Here is an 18,225-nt window from a genome sequence, read left to right on the forward strand (position 1 = left end):
AGATTTAAAAATAATAAATCATATTAATATATATCATTTTCAACATAATAAATATTAATATTTAAAAATAAAAATTTAAAAAAAAATATAATTTATTTTTTATATAGGAGAATGAAAACTTCATGGTAGTTATAATCGACCCACAACAAAGCGGAATTGCAGGAAACATGATAGTTGGAGCATTCGTAGATATGGGAGTAAATCCAAATGAAATGAAAACAATAATGGAGAAAGTAGCTAACGAATTCGGAAAAGCCACCATACATTTAAATAAAATCAACAAAAAAGGCATACAATCCACATATTGTAAGGTAGAAATACCTGAAGATGAAAATCCGCACATTCATTACACAGATTTAATAAAAAAATTAGACACCATATCACAAAACTCAGATTATGATTCTAAAATTTTTGAATTAAGTAAAAAAGTTTTCCAAAAAATAGCAGAAGCAGAATCTGCAGTCCATGGTCAATCACTTCAAGAAATACATTTCCATGAAGTAGGAGCATGTGATGCAGTAGCAGACATAATAGGCTCAGTCTATGGATACTACAAATTAGGATTAGATAAAACACAAGTCATAGGATTACCAGTAAGTGTAGGTGGAGGAAATATCAAATCTTCACATGGAAGAATACCCGTACCAGTACCTGCAACACTAAATATTTTAAAAGGAATCACAATAAAAGGAGGACCCGTAGACACAGAACTAGCAACACCAACAGGTGCAGCATTATATGTAACCTTCTGTGATGAATTCAAACAATTCCAACCAAGTTTAAAACCCCAAATAATAGGTTACGGGGCAGGTAAGAAAGAATTCAACTACCCTAATGTATTAAGAATAATACAAGGAGAAAACCAAATACCTCTACAAAAAATAAATGTAATAGAAACCAATATAGATCACTTAAACGGTGAACAATTAGGATACCTCTTTGATAAATTAATAAAAGAAGGAGCAAATGATGTAATCATAATCCCTGTGATTATGAAAAAAAATCGACCAGGACAAATACTAAAAGTAATATCCAAAGAAGAAAACACAGAACATTTATTAAAAATAATATTTGCAGAAACAGGATCACTTGGAATAAGAGTAACACCAATGACACATAGAGGAATAGCTAAAAGAGAATTTAAAAAAATCCCAATCAAAATAAACGACACAAAATATGAAGTAACTTATAAAATAGCATATATAGATAATAAAATAATATCTAATCGTCCCGAATTTGAGGATATGAAAAAAATAGCACTTAAAACAGGTTATCCCCTAAAAGATGTAATAGAACAAGCAAACATCACAATAAATAAACACTTAAAAGAAAATATAAAAAAAGGCTTAAATTAATATGGAAATCAAAATAGCAACAATAGAAGATGCAGAAATAATAACTAGTATAGTTGAAAACACTATAACTGAAATCTATCCGAAATATTTATCTGAAGAAAATATAGAATATTTCCTAAACCTACACTCAAAAGAAAACATAATAAAAGATATTCAAAACAAAAACGTGTACGTATTCCAATACCATGGAATAAGCTTTGCAACAGCAACCATACGAGAAAACAATGTAAAAAGATTATACGTACTACCATCATTTGAAGGAAACGGTTACGGTTCAGCAATAATGACTTTCTTCGAAGATAAAATAAGTGAAAAATATGATTACATCCTAATAGATTCAACTAGTCCAAGTATAAATTTTTACATTAAACGAGGATATTATACAATAGAAAATATAGAATTTAATATAAATAATGAAAAAATTTTATACTATGAAATACTTAAAAAAGACTTAATAAGATAGGAAGATAAAAAACATATGATTAAAAAAGAAAACTTAAACCATAAAAAAGCAATAGCAGTATTATCAGGAGGCTTAGATTCAGCAGTAGCCACAGCATTCTATGCAAAAGAATACGATATACATGCAATAACATTCGATTATGGTCAAAAAGCAGCAAAAAAAGAAATACAAGTTTCTAAAGAAATATGCGAAGCCCTAAATATCAAACACACTGTAATGGATTTAAAATGGTTAGGTCAAATAAGTAACTCAGCATTAACCACAGATAAACCAATACCAGAAATCGAAAACAACAAATTAGATGATACAAAAACATGTACCAGTACAGCAGATAAAGTATGGGTACCAGGTAGAAACATAGTATTCACAAGTATAGCAACAAGCTTTGCAGAAGCAGAACATGCTGAAATAATTATTGTCGGATGGGATAAGGAAGAAGCAGCAACATTCCCAGATAACTCCAAAGAATTCCTAGAAAAATATAATCAAATGCTAAAAGAAGGATCACCTCAAAACATCACAGTAAAAGCACCAGCAATAGATTTAAGTAAAAAAGAAATAGTTCAATTGGGACAAAAATATAATGCTCCAATGAACTTAAGCTACTCATGTTATAAAGGAAATAACAAACATTGTGGAGTCTGTGAATCTTGCATGCGACGTAAAAGAGCTTTCAAAGAAGCACAAATAAGTGACCCAACAGATTATGAACAATAAAAAACATAAAATAATATAAAACAAAATAATAAAAAATTTTTATAGTCTTGATTAAATTGAAAAAAGAATTCTTAATGGCACAATTAGGTAGAATATTCATAATAGTAGCAATAATTCTATCAATAGTTAATGCTTTCTACTGGAAAAAGAATTATATAGATGGATTATCTGTAATATTCGCTTTCCTATCATTAGTCATGGTGCTATATGCATCACGTAATATTCGAAAAGAATATGTAAACAGTCCAATTGGAGCATTAAACCAACAAGTAGCACAAAGCTACCTATTTAACATGGTATACAAGTCAACAATTCAAAACAATTTTGAATCACTACCACTTGCAGTAGAAGAAGAAGTAAAAGAGAAAATGCCACAAATAAGCATAGATCAATTACTTAAAATATATGACTATATGCTAACAATACCAAAAGAAATAAACATCTTTTATTATAACTTAGATTCCACTAATCAAAATGATTTAAAAAATTCAGAAGCAGATATTAAAGCTTGGATAAAAAGTAAATACTTATGGATGGATGAAGAAAGCTTAGATTTAAGTTTCCAAAGATTCTTTAACTCATAAGAATTTACTTTTAAGCTAACTAATTTTTTTTTAAAATCTTAAAAAAATTTTTATTTTATAATAAGAAAATAATCTTAAAAAAATTTTAAAATATACTCTGCATATTTAAATAAATCTTCAATTGTTAAATTATAATTTTGATTATTTTTGTCAGGAATTTCAAAATAATAATCGCATTTAACTCTATTATATTTAAGAGTTATTAGTTTGTCTCTAATGTCTTTTCTAACAAATTTCATAGGTTTTTGAAGATTTTTATATATGTAGTTAGGGATTTTAGTATGGTCTCCAGAACCATTAGACTTATAATCAGTATTTTCTTCTAACCATTTTAAAACATGTAAAAATGTAGCATAATATGTTCGACTAACAATCGTTCTTTCTATAGCAGAAGAATTAGAATTTAAATTATCCCTATTTTCATATAATTCATGGGCTAAGTCTAAAAAATATTTAGGTTCAAAAGATGAAAAATCATCAGAATACATAATAGATTTACCTACTTAGAATTATCAAAGTTTTATCATAATAAGAAAGCATATCCTCTTTATCGCATTCAAAAAATAATTCAGCGTTTATGTTTAATGATAATAGATTTAATTCTTCAGATGAAATTTCTGGTTTAATTTTAAAGATATATTCTACATCAATATAAATTTCTTCTGAATTATCATTTATTATGCAAGAATCTATTTGATTTGAATATTTAGGGACAATTTCATTTTTTAAAAAATTATAAATTTTATCATAAGGTTCTAAATAATTTTTAAGAATATTTGTATCATTAAAATATTTTGAAAAATCGTTTGATTTATCAAATTCAGTTGCATTAAATAATTTGGTTGTTCCTTCTACAATTTCCATTATTTAACCTCTTTAATAGCTTTTAAAATTTTAGGTAAATCTTCTGAATTATCAACATCAATAACTAATTTTTTATCGAGCTTTTGTTTACTATTTTTATGCAATAGTGTAATACTTCTAGGAATGTCATTTTTTGTTTCTACAATAAAATTAATTTTAATCGGGTCAACAGTTTCTTCTTCAAATTCTTCTTTTATTTTAGTAACAAAATTAGGGTGTAATAACTCTTTTAATGTAATACCTTCAATTAAAATTTGTAAAATTTCTTCATTAAATTCTGCCATTTAATCACCTTTAATAATTTTATAGTTATTCTATATTTTAAAGATTTCTTTTTTTCAATATTGGGTTTGTTCCACAATATTTTTTATTAATTCCAGTTGTCAACAAATAGTTGACAACTGAATATTCATCGAGTTCTCAATTTCAAAAATATTTTTTAAAAATTTTTAACTAAATTCAACACCACAATCTTCGATCTCCTTTTTCAGATTTTTAAAATAGTCTTCAGAATTAACATTCATTCTATGATTAGTAACATTTGAATCCATAATATCTACATCTAATAATGGACTGATCAAATTAGGTAATCCTTCTGTTTCAAATGAAACAATACCACAAATATCTGTATCATAAATAGGACTATTAACATTTAAAGTTTGAATTTCTTCAAGATTATTTGTCTGTTCTATTTTCTTTTTTAAATCTTCACTAATATCTACAGCAAATGATAATGGGAGTTGAGATATTATTATGTGTTTATTAATATAAAATGCGAGATTATTTTTAACTAAAGAATCCATAACATATTTATTTGGGCTATCTATAAGGATTAGATCTGTTTCACACATTTGTTTAGTGTCCATTAAATCTTCATATAAAAGATTATTTCCACGAAATTCTGGTAAGACATAAATTAAGTTTAATATATAACTATCATTTACACTAGTTCTATATACACTAAATCCTACTACTTTTTTATCATAGACTATTTCTTTCATAAAAGCATATTCCTTGTCAGGATCTTCTAAAAATCCATCTTTAACAAAGGCTTTATATAAATAAGGATATTTATCTGTTAATGTAGGTACTAATTTAATTTGATCTTTAAGATGGTTTTCTTCTTGGTTGAATATTATTTTGCCTATACCATCTTCACGAACTATATATTCATGTTTATTTTTATTTACCATGACATATCACCTCTTAATGAATTAAAGTATTTTATTTTAAAACTCATACTTTTTTCACCTCCTAAGATTTTATTTAAAATTAAATTATTTTCTCCTTTTTATTTGATTTAATTAAAGAAAATAATTAAAATTCATTTTATTATATAGGACTAATACTCATTGTGGTAGCATGTGAAAATTACTATTCTTTTATTATCCATATTTGATTTTTATTAAAACAATAAAATATGATTAAAATTAGATTAGCAGTTTTTATAACTGTTATATTAATTTAAAATTATTATTTTTTAATTTTATGAGGTTAATAGTTTTAATAAATGATAATTAAGAAAAATGAGAAATTTTAGAGGATTGATATAATTTAGAAGGAATTTATTTAAAAAAAAGTTTAGAATTATAATAAAAAATTTTTAAAAAAAGAAAAGGGGGGGGTATGGTAATAAGTGTTTACTTATTTTATTACCATTAAGGTGTCGCCAGCGTTTACAGTATCTCCTTCATTTATGAAAATTTCTTTGACTTGTCCGTTTTCTTCGGCTTGAATATCATTTTCCATTTTCATAGCTTCTAATACTGCTACAACATCACCTTCTTTAACTTTATCTCCAATGTTTACTTTGAGTTTTAAAATCATTCCTTGCATTGAAGAGGTTAATGCACCTTCAACTGGTGTGAATGGGCCTTTATCTGTTGCTTCATCAATTTCCATAAATCCAGTTGGCATGATTTTAACATCGAAAACATCACCATCTACTTCTACAGCATATTCTGTAGGTATGTTAACTCCCTCATTAGTCATATCTGCTTGTTTTGGAGATAATAATTCTTCTTCTTCAACTTCTCCTTTTAAGAATTTAGTTGCAAGTGCAGGGAATAATGCAAGTGTGAGAATATCTTCATCTTTTTTAATTAAACCATCTTTTTCGCCTTGTTTTTTGAATTCTTCATATTCTGGTTTAAGTAAATCTGCAGGTCTGCAATCTATTGGTTTTTCGTCTCCAATGATTTTTTTAGCTAATCTTTTATTAACTGGTGCAGGTGGTCTACCATAATTTCCTTTCATATATTCTTTTACTTCATTACTAACGTTTTTGTAACGTTTACCACCAAGTACATTCATTACAGATTGGATTCCTACAATTTGACTAGTTGGAGTTACAAGTGGAGGGTATCCCATATCTTTTCTAACACGTGGCATTTCTTCAAGAACATCTTGGTAACGATCAAGAGCGTTTTGTTCTTTTAATTGGGAGATAAGATTACTTAACATTCCTCCAGGAATTTGGTAAGTTAAAACATCAGTATCAATACGTTCTGCAATTGGATCAATTAAGCTGGAATATTTTTCTCGTATTTTTTCGAAATATTTTTTAATATGATTTAGTTTCTTTAAACTTAGTTTAGTATCATATTCTGTTCCACTTAAAGATGCTACTATTGTTTCAGTTGGAGGTTGACTTGTACCCCATGCGAGTGGTGATATTGCAGTATCTAAAATATCCACACCTGCTTGACAAGCTGCATAGTAACTTATAGGGCTCATACCACTAGTACAATGTGAGTGTAAGTTTATTAGTAAACCAGTTTCTTCTTTCAATCTGGTTATTAATTCATAAGCAGTTGAAGGGTTAATTAAACCAGCCATATCCTTAATTGAAATAGAATCACAATCTAATGCTTCTAATTCTTTAGCTAATTCAACATATTTATCAATAGTGTGAACAGGACTTATAGTGTAACTTATTGTCCCTTGTACGTGTCCACCTGCATTTTTAGCCACTTCAATAGATTTTTTCATATTTCTTACATCATTTAAAGCATCGAAGATTCTGAAAATATCAACACCATTTTCATAAGATTTTTCCACGAATTTAGTTACAACATCATCAGGATAATTCTTATAAGCAAGTAAGTTTTGTCCACGAAGTAACATTTGTATAGGTGTTTTTGTAATATTCTCCTTTAAAACTCTTAATCTTTCCCATGGATCCTCATTCAAATATCTTATACAAGAATCAAATGTTGCTCCTCCCCAAGCTTCTAATGAGAAATATCCGATTTTATCTAATTCCTCAGCTATAGGTACCATATCTCTAGTTCTTATACGTGTTGCTAAGAGTGATTGATGCGCATCTCTTAATGCAGTTTCTGTAATTTTTGTTGATTTCATGACTTTTTACACCTCTTCATGACTTCATATAATAAATATAATTAACAGTTAACAATATAATTTATAAATTTTTTCATAAACTATTATTATGTTAGATTTTTTTAGCTAAAATAGTTATTGTTTTATAAGGGTATATAAAGTGAATTTAAAAATCATAAAAAAAATTAAAAAAAATAGTAGAAAATTTAAAAAAAGATAAGAATTTTAAACTTTCAAATCAATAACTTGATTTTCACTGGATTTAACATCTAAGGAAATATCCTCTTTTAAAGGCTTAATCTTTCTAGCAATTAATAAACCAATAACCAAGTTACCTATAATAAGGAATAAATTATAACCAATATAAATTCCAGGGTACTGTACTAAATTATAACTTACAAAATGTCCAGCATAAACAGTATTTGTTAAATAAGTGAATAAATCAAAAACACCATGTAATAAAATCACACTTAATAAATTATTAGTTCTAAGGAAAACAGCACCAAGAATAATTCCTGCAGTCATAGCATAAACAACCTGAATTAAAGTATCTAACACCGGAGCATGAGTTAAATTAATAAGATGAGCTAAACCAAAGAAAAGACTAGCTAATATTAAAGTCTTATACACTCCTCTTTTACTGTAACCAAAAACACTCATTAAATTTTGAAGAACTAAACCTCTCATAAAGATTTCTTCATAAACTCCAACTGCAAATGAGTAAACAATAGCACCAATAATAGGAGCTAAAGTAAAAGTCATAGGATTATTAACATTTAATGTTAAAAATATGATTAACTGAACAACACCAGTTAAAATCACAAAAGAACCTAATTTAAGACCTAAACTTAAATTATGCTTACCAAAAAGATCCTTACTAAACAAACCTAACTGTTTCATTATAAACAAGGCCATAAGTGCTAAAATAATTTCAGTAACACTTTCAGTAACATAAGGTAAACCTTGTGATAAATTAATTGAACTAAAAATTGTGTTTAAAACAATTCCAATAATCAAAAATAATACTAAAGAGAGTATAGTGAAAAGTAATGGTTTTCTTTTAGAAAAATTTTCTCTCGTATTTATAATAATCACCTCTAAATATTTAAAATTTATACTTTTTTTAAAAAATTTTATCCTAATTCATTGAAAAATTAGCAAATACTTAATATTTAACTTAATAATTTATTGTTAATCTGTTTTAAAGCTTTTGGAAAATAAAACAATAAAATTAAACATTCAAAATTTTAAAAAGTTTTTAAGTTTTTATTCAAAAAATTATTAAGTATGAAAAAAATATAAACTCTAATATAAGTTAAATATAAAAAAAGGAGACTAAAAGGTGCTTAAAAAAAGTGAATATTTAAAATCAGATAAAATATTAAAACCACCACTAAACATTAATCTACCATACTTTGCATATGGACTTTTCAAACCAGACCAATTAGCCTATAATAAAATCAAAAACCTAACAAAAAAATACCATCCTGGAAAAATATATGCAGAAATCTATTTAAAAGATGGCATAGTATTACTAAAACCTAAAACCTGTAAATCCCTAATCAATGGTGAATTATACTATTTTGAAGAGGACATGAAAAATTTAGCCTATGATAATATACGAGCATTTGAACCTAAAAAATTTTACAAATGGCAAGAAATTAAAGTAATAATAAATGGAAACCTAGTAAAAGCAAACACTCTAATTGGGAAAGATTTTAAAAACTGTAAACTATTAAAAAATCCTAATTTTCAAAGTGAAGACCCCTTCTTTAAAGAAGCATTATGTGAAATAGAATCAATAATTAAAGAAGATAATATAAATCAAGAAAAACTAGAATGGATAAACACTAGAAACTTTCAACATATTTTCAGATTACAAATGGCATACTCCCTACTTTGGACATGTATAAAACGATTCGCATTTATAAAATACCCATTAACTGATGACTTATCTAATCAATATAAACTAATAGCTAAAGAACCAGTATTTAAGGAAAATCTTTTAAAAACAGTTAAAACAGAAAGAAAAATTTACTCCTCAGATTACCTAAATGAAAATATATTAAATAAAAATTCTCCAGAAGAATCATTAAACTACTATTACACTCTTAGAAATTATGGAGTCCACAGAGAAACAATTTCAGAGGATTACATTATAATAAAAACAGGTTTACAAGAATTATTAAAAATATTTAAAGAAATAGTTGAAAATTCAAAAAAAGAAAATATAAATGAAAAATAGTAAATTTTTAATGGTGAAAAATTTAAATTTTATCTTTCAAGATCACCATTAAGGAAAGCTTCAACTTTTTCAGCTGCAATATCATCAGTATATTGAACCGGTGGATGTTTCATAAGATATGATGAAATAGAAGTTAATTGACCACCAACACCTCTTTTTAATCCAAGTTTACAACAACGAACTGCATCAATAACACAACCTGCACTGTTAGGTGAATCTTCCACACTTAAACGTAATTCAATATTCATAGGAACATCACCAAAAGTCTTACCTTCCATTCTTAAGAAACATAATTTATTATCATTTTGCCAAGGCACATAATCACTAGGACCAATATGAATATTATGATCTTCTAATCTTTGAGGAACAACTGCTTGAACAGCTTCTGTTTTAGATTCCCGTTTAGAACTTAAACGATCATGATTTAACATATTTAGAAAATCAGTGTTTCCCCCAGTATTAAGTTGATAAGTTCTATCAAGAGTAACTCCTCTTTCTTTAAAAAGATTAGCTAATGTCCGATGAGTGATAGTTGCACCAATTTGTGCCTTAATATCATCACCAATACAAGGTATACCTTTATCCTGGAATTTCTTCTCCCATTCATCATCACTAACAATGAAAACAGGCATACAATTAATAAATGCAATACCAGCATCTAAACAACATTGTGCATAAAAACGAGCAGCCTTTTCAGAGCCAACAGGAAGATAATTTAATAAAATCTCAGCACCACTATCCTTTAAAACCTGAACAACATCACAAGGTTTGTCTTCACTAACCATAAAAGTATAATCATCTTCATAATTTTTCATATGAGGAGCTACACCATCAAGAACTTTACCCATTGATACTTTAACATCAGTTTCAGGGAGATTATCATTAAAAATAGTAGTACAATTTGGTTTTTCAAAAATAGCATCATTAACACTTTTCCCAACTTTTCTTTGATCTATATCAAATGCTGCAACTACTTCAATATCTCCAGGTTCATAATCATCAATTTTCCAATGCATTAAACCATTGGAATCTTTCTCGGTTTTATCAGAATAATAATAAATACCTTGAATAAGTGAGCTAGCACAATTCCCCATACCAACTATAGCAATCTTAATCTTATCTACCAATTAAATTCACCTAATAATTTCTTTGTTTTATAATAAAATCTTAATAATCATTGAATATTTAAGAATAGTAAATTATAATAATATAATATTAATTTTCATTTTATTTAAATATAATTTTTATTTAAACTGATAAAATTAAAAGTATAAAAGTATTATTTAATATAAATTAAATTCAAGTTATAAAAAAAATTTTAAGGGAGTAAAAAAGGGGAAGAACATGAAGAAAGTATTATTAATTGCATTCTATTTCAATCAAGTAAATGAAATAGCATCTAAAAGATTAAGAGCCTTAGCTAAATATTTACCTGAATATGGATGGGAACCAATAGTTATAGTTCCCAATCTTGGTAAATTAAATATGGAAGGTTTAAATTGTGAAGTAATCCAAACTCCCTATGAAGACATGATGGATAAATGGTTAAAACGCCAAAGCAGAGAAAAAGTTGAAAATACTCAACCAATTATACGAGACTCAACAAGTGTAAATAACAAAGTTTTAAGTAAAATGGTAACATTTGCAGGTGAAATATTCGCTTATCCTGATGGTATGAAATATTGGTATGAACCAGCAATGGAATACTCTTCAAAAATAATAGAAGAAGAAAATATAAATGCAATAATCTCCTCATCTTGGCCAGTAACAGCACATAAAATAGGTAAAGATTTGAAAAAAAAGTATAACCTACCATGGATAGCAGACCTACGTGACCTATGGAATATGAATCCTTACATAAACCATACACATATTAGAAACTATTTTGAAAAACGTTTAGAAATTAACACATTTAATTATGCAGATGCACTTACAACTACAACACCCCTTGCAGCCACCACCCTATCCCAATTACATCCAAATAATTTAATCCAAGCTATACCCTCAGGATACGATCCAGATGACTTTAAAAAAATAAACACCCTAACAGAAAATAAGAATACTAAATTAAACATAACATATGCAGGATCATTATATGCAGGAAAAAGAGACCCTACAATACTATTTGAATCATTAAAACAATTAATAGATGAAAAATTAATTAATCAAGATAAAATTCAATTAAACTTTTATGGAGACTCTGGAAACTTAAAAGAAATTGCAGAAAAATACAATCTAGAATCAAGTTTAAATATTGGGGGATTCATCCCTCATGAAGAAGTACTAGAAAAAGAATCTAAATCAGATATTCTTTTACTTATTAGTTGGAATAATCCTAAAGAACAAATGTTCATACCTGGAAAAGTATATGAATACTTAGCACTTAAAAAACCAATACTATCTATTGGTTACAAACAAGGATCATTAAAAGATTTAATCACAGAAACAAGTATAGGATTCCATGTTTCATCTTTAAATGATACAAAAGAAGCATTAGTAAAATTTTATAATGAATTTAATGAAAATAATATAATTACTTTTAAAGCTAATGAAAATATTGATAAATTTTCAATGAAAAATACAGCTTGTAATTTTGCAAAATTATTAAACCAAATATAAAACATAATAATAAATTAATAAAAAAAAGATGGAATGTAATTTTTATGAATGTATATTTAGAAATAACCAGACCAACAAATGCATTAATGGCAGCAGTAGCTGTACTATTAATGGCAATAATAAATTTTAATTATGGAATACCCATAATATTAGGTTTCATAACTGTTTTATTTGCAACTTCTGGCGGAAACGTGATTAATGATTTCTTTGATTATAAAATTGATAAAATTAACAAACCACAAAGACCAATTCCATCAGGACGAATCAGTTTAAAAAATGCTAAAAATTATTCAATAATACTATTTCTAATATCAATACTACTAAGTGGACTTATAAGTTATCTGGTGAAAGATTTAACCCCATTAATATTAGTTTTCTGTTGTTGTTTATTGATGTATTTTTATGCACGTAATCTTAAAGCCATGCCACTTTTCGGTAATATTGCAGTATCATTACTTACAGCATTATGCTTCATATTTGGTGGAGATATTCTTGCATTCAGCACTCACTCCTTCTTAATACTTCAAACAGGATTTGCATTAGGATTTTTCGCATTCTTCATGACACTAGCTAGAGAAATAACAAAAGACATGGAAGATATTGAAGGAGACAAAATAGAATCTGCAGAAACATTACCAATAGTATGGGGAAATAGGAATTCAAGCATCTTATCAAGCATATTAATAATTATAACAGCACTTGTAAGTCCATTACTATTTTACCTTAATATATTTAATGTTTACTATTTAGTAGTGATGATAATACCTATAATCTTATTCTTATACTGTGCAGTTATTATATTGAAAAATCAAGAGCCAGTAACTTGTGGAAAAGTTTCAAAGTACTTAAAAATAGGTATGTTAATAAGTTTTTTAGCATTCATTATAGGATCCATACCTTTCTAAAAAAAATAGTTAAAAAAAATATTAAAATTTATTAAATTCCTTTTTTTTATCCTACTCTTTCACTACTTATGGGGCCATTACTAGACCAGTATTCTTCATAGATTCCAGGATCACTTTGACCTCCTGAAGTAGAGATTCTACTTTTATAGATTGGATTTCCATCCTCATCGACTTTTCCAGTATCTTCATCTACTTGCCAGTCATCATAGCCTTTTTGACTGTTTTTCACATTAGAATTTGAATTTCCATTACTATTAGAACTTGAAGCTTTAGATGAATCATCATTAGTGCTTGCTACAGTAGAATTAGTGGTATTGTTACCATTAACAGTTGTATTATTACTTATAGAATTAACATCATCATTATTAGTTAATACTACTCCTACAACAACACCTATAACTGCTAAAATAATAATTATTAAAGCAATTATAATTAGGTTACTTTTATCCATTGCATATTCACCCTCATATTTTTATAAAATTTTCTATTACACCCTTAATTTTTAAATATTAAATTTATAATTAGATATAATTTTCTAAAAAAAAAGTATACTGTGTGCATGTTAAAATTAGGTTTGGATTGAAAAATTTATAAAAAAAATAGTGAAAAAAAATTTATAAAAAAGTGGGAGTATTATGTATTTTAATAAAAATATTTTCTTTATGAGTTTATTTTTAAAAAAATGGTGTAAAAAAAATATCCCACATTTTTTTTAAATTAAATATGTTTTTAGGTTTAACCTACTCCAATTTCATTTCCATTTGCATCAACTTCATGTCCAGCACCTTCAACAGTGTTCCCATCTTTATCATAAGTTATATACCCACTTTCAGTAGTTCCATTAGAATTGGTTTTTGACCAGGTGACAGTTTTACTACCATCATCATTAACAGTAGTGGTATTTGAAGAAACATTATTGGTTGAATCATTTAAATTTATAGTTGATGAATTGGTGGAATTATTTGAGGCATTTGTAGAATTAACTAATGCATTATCGCCACTGGAAATGTAATTTACAGCTCCAACAGCAGCTACTGCAATAATTATAACAACCAATATTAAAATAAAAATATTGCTTTTTTCCAAATTTCTCACCTCCTAAGTGTTTAAAATTTAAATGTATCAAATACTTATAATCCTCTTACTTATTAAATATAACGGTTTTATTAAGGGTTAAAATATCAATTAAACACAGAACAAGCCTTTAAATAATCTTTAAAAATAGTGAACTTAAATAAAAAAATAGGGGATTGGTTTTAAAAAACCCTTCAATGATTAAAATTCTTAATAAACATAAAACTAATAAAATGCACTATAATCAAGTATTCCTCACTATTTAAGGATACACTAAATCATTCACACTTTCTGATAAACACTAACCTCTCCAATCTGTTTAACTTCTTTATATTGGGGAATACTTAAATTTTGATACTGTGAAATATAATACTTCGTATTGTTAGCCAACATTTCATTAGAAAATTTTGAAGAATTCTCTTTATTAGTAACATAATGAACTTCTTTTTGAAGATACCAAGTAAATATAGGTCCTCTATCTGCCCAAATCACAGCAGAACCTAAATTCGGATCATGACCCTCTAACCAAGTTACAGTATCTTGCTCATTATTTACAAGTGAATCATGTTTATTAACACCTAAATATGAGAAACTCATAATAAGAAGTAAAATAACACAAACAGTAGGAATAATATGTTTTAAACTTACACTTTTAATCTTATAATCTTTTAACTTTTCACATATAAAACTTAAACCAAAAGTAATGAAAAATGCTAAAGCAGGAGCAAATGCAGTAGCATAACGATCAACTTTAGTTAAATGAGCAGATAAAAATATCATATGGCCCATAAACCATCCAATCATCATTAAATCATAAGTAAAAAATTCATACTTAAACTTATTATTCTCATTAAAACTTAAAAGTACCTTATTAAATGTAAGTGAAAAAATGAAAATACTAATAAAGAATAATATTTCACATTTAACAAAAGAAACCTTACCTGCAATGAAAAAGGATAAACACATACCAACAATAGAAGCAAATAAAATCACATAAAATATGCTTTTTGGAATCTTAAATTTACCTACAATATTATCCCAAAAACTATTAGTATCATAATTAAATCCAACTTTAGAATCCATAATACCATAAGATTCTTTTAAAACCTTTGAAAAACGGTACAATGCATAAACAATACCGACCATACAAATTATTAACAATATAATACCAACCCAATGGTTAGGATTATAAATATATCTTGGAAGATTACTGAAATAATATAATAAATTATTCCCTTTATGCTTACGAATAGCAAAAGCAGATCTAGTAGTAGTGGAAGATATTGTTTCCGCTTGATTTAAAAAACCAAATGGTATATGGTTAGATAAATAATAATAAAAGAAGGGAACCATGAATACTAAACCAAACAAAGCACCACCAATAATATTCTTAAAATACTTCTTTATAGTACTAAAAATATCCTTTTGGGATAAGAAATAAAGAATCATTACAGCAAAAACAACAGCACCAGTATACTTTGCAAAGAATGTTAAAACACTTAAAGGGAAAGCTAAATAGAAATATTTTTGATTAGTTTTCATGGCTTTAATAAAAAAGTATAAAGTCCAAATAGAAAGTGCAACACAAGGCACATCAATTGATCCATTACCAGCCCACATAATGTTTACAGTGAAACTACCATACAATATAGCACCAAAAATACTATAAGTATTATCAAATCTTAATCTTAAAAGAAGATAAGTTCCAACAACACCTAAAACATAAAAAATTCCAGTAATAACAAATAAACTATTAACACTCACAAAATTTAATCTAAAAGCAATACTAGTTAAAAAAGGAATTAGTGGAGATAAGAAATCCACATAATCATAACCAGTAATATTAACTCCACTAAACTTAAGAGCTTCAATCAAATAAAGGTAAATATCCCTATAAGAATGTCCAAGAATGTTTTCACTACAATTAATCCAAACAATTAAACTACCAATAATTAAAGAAACTATTAATACAGTTAATAAACTAAAAAGATTCTTATTTTCCTTAATAAGTGATTTAAAATTCTTAAGCATATAATTTGATTTCTCCTTTTTTAAAAAATTTTTTTTTATTTATCCTTTTTTTATAATAAATAATAGTATAATATATTAATAATATTTATTACATATTATTTAACATATTAAGAAGAAAGAAATAAAAAGTATATGATTTTTTTAAGTGGGTTTGAATTTAATGAAATTTATAAAAGACATCAACATAAATCGAATGGACTCACCTTACATCCTATTTTTATTAATATTCACTTCACTTATAACAATAAACCTAATATTTTTCAATAACCAATTAGGAATTTATTGTTCTGATGTTTTCATTTACTTATTAAACAGTTTAAACTATGCTGGAGTGAATATAGATGCTAACCCTACAATGTATTTATCCCCTATAATATGTATGATTACAGGAGGAATATTCCGCTTAGGATATGTTAATGTTAATGCATTATACATTGTAACAGGAATTTTTGCAATATTTGGAAATTTAGGATTCTACATATTACTTAAAAAACGATTCAATAAAATTTTAAGTTTAATAGGATCCATACTACTATTCAGCCTGTCCTTAAATCTATTATGGTTAGCAAATGGAACATTAGATATTCCTGCAATCGGTTTAAGTATTTGGTCAATCCTATTTTTCACATTAGCAGTAGATAAAAACCCTAAATATTACATACCCTCATTACTCTTATTTGTTTTAAGCATATTCACACGTTATACTGCAGGATTAATCATACCCGTACTATTAATATACTTCTTTGGAAAATATGATTTATTCCAATGTTTAGATAAACTCTTATCCGATAGGGAATCTTTTAAAGAATCAGCAAAAGCCTTTTTTAAAACTAATGAAGTAAAATACATTATAATAGCATTAATTAGTAGTATAATTTTAACAATAATTTTCCTTTATGTTATAAGTGGATATGTAACAAATTTAGGATTCTTATCCCAATCTTCAGCAGTTAGTTCTGGATTAAAAACAAGTACTGTAGATTCAGCATTCACAACAAACACATATTTTTATATTACAAATTTCTTAAACTTCCTATTCTCAAATAATATAATATTTAAGGGTAATATACCATCATTATACAATCCAAGTATAATCTCCTATTTAGTATTATTCATAACAATTATAGGATTAATTATAGGTGGTTTAAAATTAAAATATCAGAAAAAAAGACACATAAATTTAAATGGTTTATCTGATTTTAAATCTGAAAATAAAATCGAAACAGTTACTAAAACAACTGATTATAAAGTTAAAAATGAAAAAATTGAGTCAAAACCAATTAAAAAAACTAGTAAAGAACCATTATTTAAAACTAAAAAATTAGAACCCTTACTTAAACTAATATTTATAATTACTTTAATATTTGCAGTATTAAGTTTTGATAAAATCAGTTCTACTATTACATTAATCTTAATCAGTTTTGATATTCTAATACTAAACTCCTTATTAAGTAATCATAAAATTAAATATTTAAACCTAGATTTAGCAATGATTACATGGTTTCTTGTATACTTAATAGCATTTACTTATATAAATATTAAAGTAAACCGTTATATTTTAACAGTAATGCCTGCATTTGTATACTTTTTCACTTTAGGATTAAATTATATCTCTCAAGAATTAGATTTTAATTTAAACCTATTTAAACATAAAATCAACACATCCCAATTACTCGCAATACTTTTAATCATAATATTTGTATTTAGTGCATTTACTTTCACCTCAACAGTAACAATAGATCAAGAAATAAAATCACCAGAATTAATGTCCCAATACTTAAAACATTACGATCCAGATTATGAAAGTAAAAATATAGGAGTATATAATAAAAGACCATTTTCATGGTTCTTACATAAAGATTTATTCGGAATAGATAAATATCATAGAGATTACTTAGAACAAAGTGATTTAACATATTACATATCTAATGAAAAAGTAAACTTAACAAACTATCATCAAATTCAAAAAGAAGGTAAATTATACCTTTATGAAAGAAACAATGCTTAATTAATGGAGAACAAAATA

18 protein-coding genes are annotated in these 18,225 nt (G+C 26.3%); 8 read left to right on the forward strand and 10 right to left on the reverse strand.

Features of this window, described 5'->3' with window-relative positions; translation table 11 throughout:
* The first annotated feature begins 122 nt into the window (after window positions 1-122).
* Genes larC through ACA135_RS01190 form a run of 4 tightly spaced genes read left to right on the forward strand, consistent with a single transcriptional unit; the run spans window position 123 to window position 3,119 of the window.
* A complete protein-coding gene (larC, locus tag ACA135_RS01175) occupies window positions 123-1,355 on the forward strand; it encodes a nickel pincer cofactor biosynthesis protein LarC (protein ID WP_409198491.1) in 1,233 nt (410 codons plus the stop codon).
* Between the two features lies 1 nt (window position 1,356).
* On the forward strand, window positions 1,357-1,818 hold the full coding sequence (locus ACA135_RS01180; protein ID WP_409198492.1) for a GNAT family N-acetyltransferase: 462 nt from the start codon (window positions 1,357-1,359) through the stop codon (window positions 1,816-1,818).
* Between the two features lie 15 nt (window positions 1,819-1,833).
* A complete protein-coding gene (queC, locus tag ACA135_RS01185; RefSeq protein ID WP_409198493.1) occupies window positions 1,834-2,535 on the forward strand; it encodes a 7-cyano-7-deazaguanine synthase QueC in 702 nt (233 codons plus the stop codon).
* 56 nt (window positions 2,536-2,591) lie between these two features.
* Window positions 2,592-3,119: a hypothetical protein gene (locus ACA135_RS01190; RefSeq protein ID WP_409198494.1), complete on the forward strand. Its 528-nt coding sequence runs from the start codon at window positions 2,592-2,594 to the stop codon at window positions 3,117-3,119.
* 74 nt (window positions 3,120-3,193) lie between these two features.
* On the opposite strand, the gene ACA135_RS01195 is transcribed toward ACA135_RS01190, so the two are convergent.
* From ACA135_RS01195 to ACA135_RS01220, 6 genes are all read right to left on the reverse strand, one after another.
* Window positions 3,194-3,607 carry a hypothetical protein gene (locus tag ACA135_RS01195; RefSeq protein ID WP_409198495.1) on the reverse strand — a complete coding sequence of 138 codons (414 nt, stop codon included), beginning with the start codon at window positions 3,605-3,607 and terminating at the stop codon, window positions 3,194-3,196.
* Between the two features lie 7 nt (window positions 3,608-3,614).
* Window positions 3,615-3,983, reverse strand: a complete 369-nt coding sequence (locus tag ACA135_RS01200; RefSeq protein ID WP_409198496.1) for a hypothetical protein — start codon at window positions 3,981-3,983, stop codon at window positions 3,615-3,617.
* Window positions 3,983-4,267: a hypothetical protein gene (locus ACA135_RS01205; protein WP_409198497.1), complete on the reverse strand. Its 285-nt coding sequence runs from the start codon at window positions 4,265-4,267 to the stop codon at window positions 3,983-3,985. The genes ACA135_RS01200 and ACA135_RS01205 overlap by 1 nt, the downstream gene beginning before the upstream one ends.
* Before the next feature lie 165 nt (window positions 4,268-4,432).
* A complete protein-coding gene (locus tag ACA135_RS01210) occupies window positions 4,433-5,176 on the reverse strand; it encodes a hypothetical protein (RefSeq protein ID WP_409198498.1) in 744 nt (247 codons plus the stop codon).
* 451 nt (window positions 5,177-5,627) lie between these two features.
* Window positions 5,628-7,346, reverse strand: coding sequence for a sodium-extruding oxaloacetate decarboxylase subunit alpha (gene oadA, locus ACA135_RS01215; RefSeq protein ID WP_409198499.1), 1,719 nt, complete (start codon window positions 7,344-7,346; stop codon window positions 5,628-5,630).
* Window positions 7,347-7,550: 204 nt separating this feature from the next.
* The gene (locus tag ACA135_RS01220; RefSeq protein WP_409198500.1) at window positions 7,551-8,342 is read right to left on the reverse strand and encodes a CPBP family intramembrane glutamic endopeptidase; all 792 of its coding nucleotides are present in this window, start codon (window positions 8,340-8,342) and stop codon (window positions 7,551-7,553) included.
* Window positions 8,343-8,667: 325 nt separating this feature from the next.
* On the opposite strand from ACA135_RS01220, the gene ACA135_RS01225 reads away from it, so the two are divergent.
* Window positions 8,668-9,570, forward strand: coding sequence for a hypothetical protein (locus ACA135_RS01225; protein WP_409198501.1), 903 nt, complete (start codon window positions 8,668-8,670; stop codon window positions 9,568-9,570).
* A gap of 29 nt (window positions 9,571-9,599) precedes the next feature.
* Here the strand turns inward: ACA135_RS01225 and ACA135_RS01230 are convergent, their stop codons facing one another.
* Entirely contained in the window at window positions 9,600-10,664 is a 1,065-nt protein-coding gene (locus ACA135_RS01230) for an inositol-3-phosphate synthase (RefSeq protein WP_409199060.1), read from the reverse strand.
* Window positions 10,665-10,914: 250 nt separating this feature from the next.
* Here ACA135_RS01230 and ACA135_RS01235 point away from each other — a divergent pair, with 250 nt between their 5' ends.
* Together ACA135_RS01235 and ACA135_RS01240 are read left to right on the forward strand one after the other, a co-directional pair.
* On the forward strand, window positions 10,915-12,189 hold the full coding sequence (locus ACA135_RS01235; RefSeq protein ID WP_409198502.1) for a glycosyltransferase: 1,275 nt from the start codon (window positions 10,915-10,917) through the stop codon (window positions 12,187-12,189).
* A 44-nt stretch (window positions 12,190-12,233) separates the two neighbouring features.
* Window positions 12,234-13,094, forward strand: coding sequence for a UbiA family prenyltransferase (locus tag ACA135_RS01240; RefSeq protein ID WP_409198503.1), 861 nt, complete (start codon window positions 12,234-12,236; stop codon window positions 13,092-13,094).
* Window positions 13,095-13,140: 46 nt separating this feature from the next.
* Here the strand turns inward: ACA135_RS01240 and ACA135_RS01245 are convergent, their stop codons facing one another.
* The 3 genes from ACA135_RS01245 to ACA135_RS01255 form a co-directional block, all read right to left on the reverse strand.
* Window positions 13,141-13,545: a hypothetical protein gene (locus ACA135_RS01245; protein WP_409198504.1), complete on the reverse strand. Its 405-nt coding sequence runs from the start codon at window positions 13,543-13,545 to the stop codon at window positions 13,141-13,143.
* A gap of 284 nt (window positions 13,546-13,829) precedes the next feature.
* Window positions 13,830-14,180, reverse strand: coding sequence for a hypothetical protein (locus tag ACA135_RS01250; RefSeq protein WP_409198505.1), 351 nt, complete (start codon window positions 14,178-14,180; stop codon window positions 13,830-13,832).
* Between the two features lie 270 nt (window positions 14,181-14,450).
* Window positions 14,451-16,199 (reverse strand): glycosyltransferase family 39 protein, encoded by a 1,749-nt coding sequence (locus ACA135_RS01255; protein WP_409198506.1) that lies wholly within the window; start codon window positions 16,197-16,199, stop codon window positions 14,451-14,453.
* A gap of 160 nt (window positions 16,200-16,359) precedes the next feature.
* Here ACA135_RS01255 and ACA135_RS01260 point away from each other — a divergent pair, with 160 nt between their 5' ends.
* A complete protein-coding gene (locus tag ACA135_RS01260) occupies window positions 16,360-18,207 on the forward strand; it encodes a glycosyltransferase family 39 protein (RefSeq protein WP_409198507.1) in 1,848 nt (615 codons plus the stop codon).
* Window positions 18,208-18,225 lie beyond the last annotated feature (18 nt).

The organism is Methanobrevibacter acididurans, from assembly GCF_046197875.1.
Classification (GTDB): domain Archaea; phylum Methanobacteriota; class Methanobacteria; order Methanobacteriales; family Methanobacteriaceae; genus Methanobrevibacter_A; species Methanobrevibacter_A acididurans.

Bases quoted from the DNA above. Each gene is read 5' to 3' on its own strand.
- ACA135_RS01255 (WP_409198506.1), bottom strand. From the start codon at position 16,199: ATGCTTAAGAATTTTAAATCACTTATTAAGGAAAATAAGAATCTTTTT.
- ACA135_RS01210 (WP_409198498.1), bottom strand. From the start codon at position 5,176: ATGGTAAATAAAAATAAACATGAATATATAGTTCGTGAAGATGGTATA.
- ACA135_RS01200 (WP_409198496.1), bottom strand. From the start codon at position 3,983: ATGGAAATTGTAGAAGGAACAACCAAATTATTTAATGCAACTGAATTT.
- larC (WP_409198491.1), top strand. From the start codon at position 123: ATGGTAGTTATAATCGACCCACAACAAAGCGGAATTGCAGGAAACATG.
- ACA135_RS01260 (WP_409198507.1), top strand. From the start codon at position 16,360: ATGAAATTTATAAAAGACATCAACATAAATCGAATGGACTCACCTTAC.
- ACA135_RS01230 (WP_409199060.1), bottom strand. From the start codon at position 10,664: ATGGGGAATTGTGCTAGCTCACTTATTCAAGGTATTTATTATTATTCT.
- ACA135_RS01205 (WP_409198497.1), bottom strand. From the start codon at position 4,267: ATGGCAGAATTTAATGAAGAAATTTTACAAATTTTAATTGAAGGTATT.
- ACA135_RS01245 (WP_409198504.1), bottom strand. From the start codon at position 13,545: ATGGATAAAAGTAACCTAATTATAATTGCTTTAATAATTATTATTTTA.
- ACA135_RS01235 (WP_409198502.1), top strand. From the start codon at position 10,915: ATGAAGAAAGTATTATTAATTGCATTCTATTTCAATCAAGTAAATGAA.
- ACA135_RS01180 (WP_409198492.1), top strand. From the start codon at position 1,357: ATGGAAATCAAAATAGCAACAATAGAAGATGCAGAAATAATAACTAGT.
- queC (WP_409198493.1), top strand. From the start codon at position 1,834: ATGATTAAAAAAGAAAACTTAAACCATAAAAAAGCAATAGCAGTATTA.
- ACA135_RS01240 (WP_409198503.1), top strand. From the start codon at position 12,234: ATGAATGTATATTTAGAAATAACCAGACCAACAAATGCATTAATGGCA.
- ACA135_RS01195 (WP_409198495.1), bottom strand. From the start codon at position 3,607: ATGTATTCTGATGATTTTTCATCTTTTGAACCTAAATATTTTTTAGAC.
- oadA (WP_409198499.1), bottom strand. From the start codon at position 7,346: ATGAAATCAACAAAAATTACAGAAACTGCATTAAGAGATGCGCATCAA.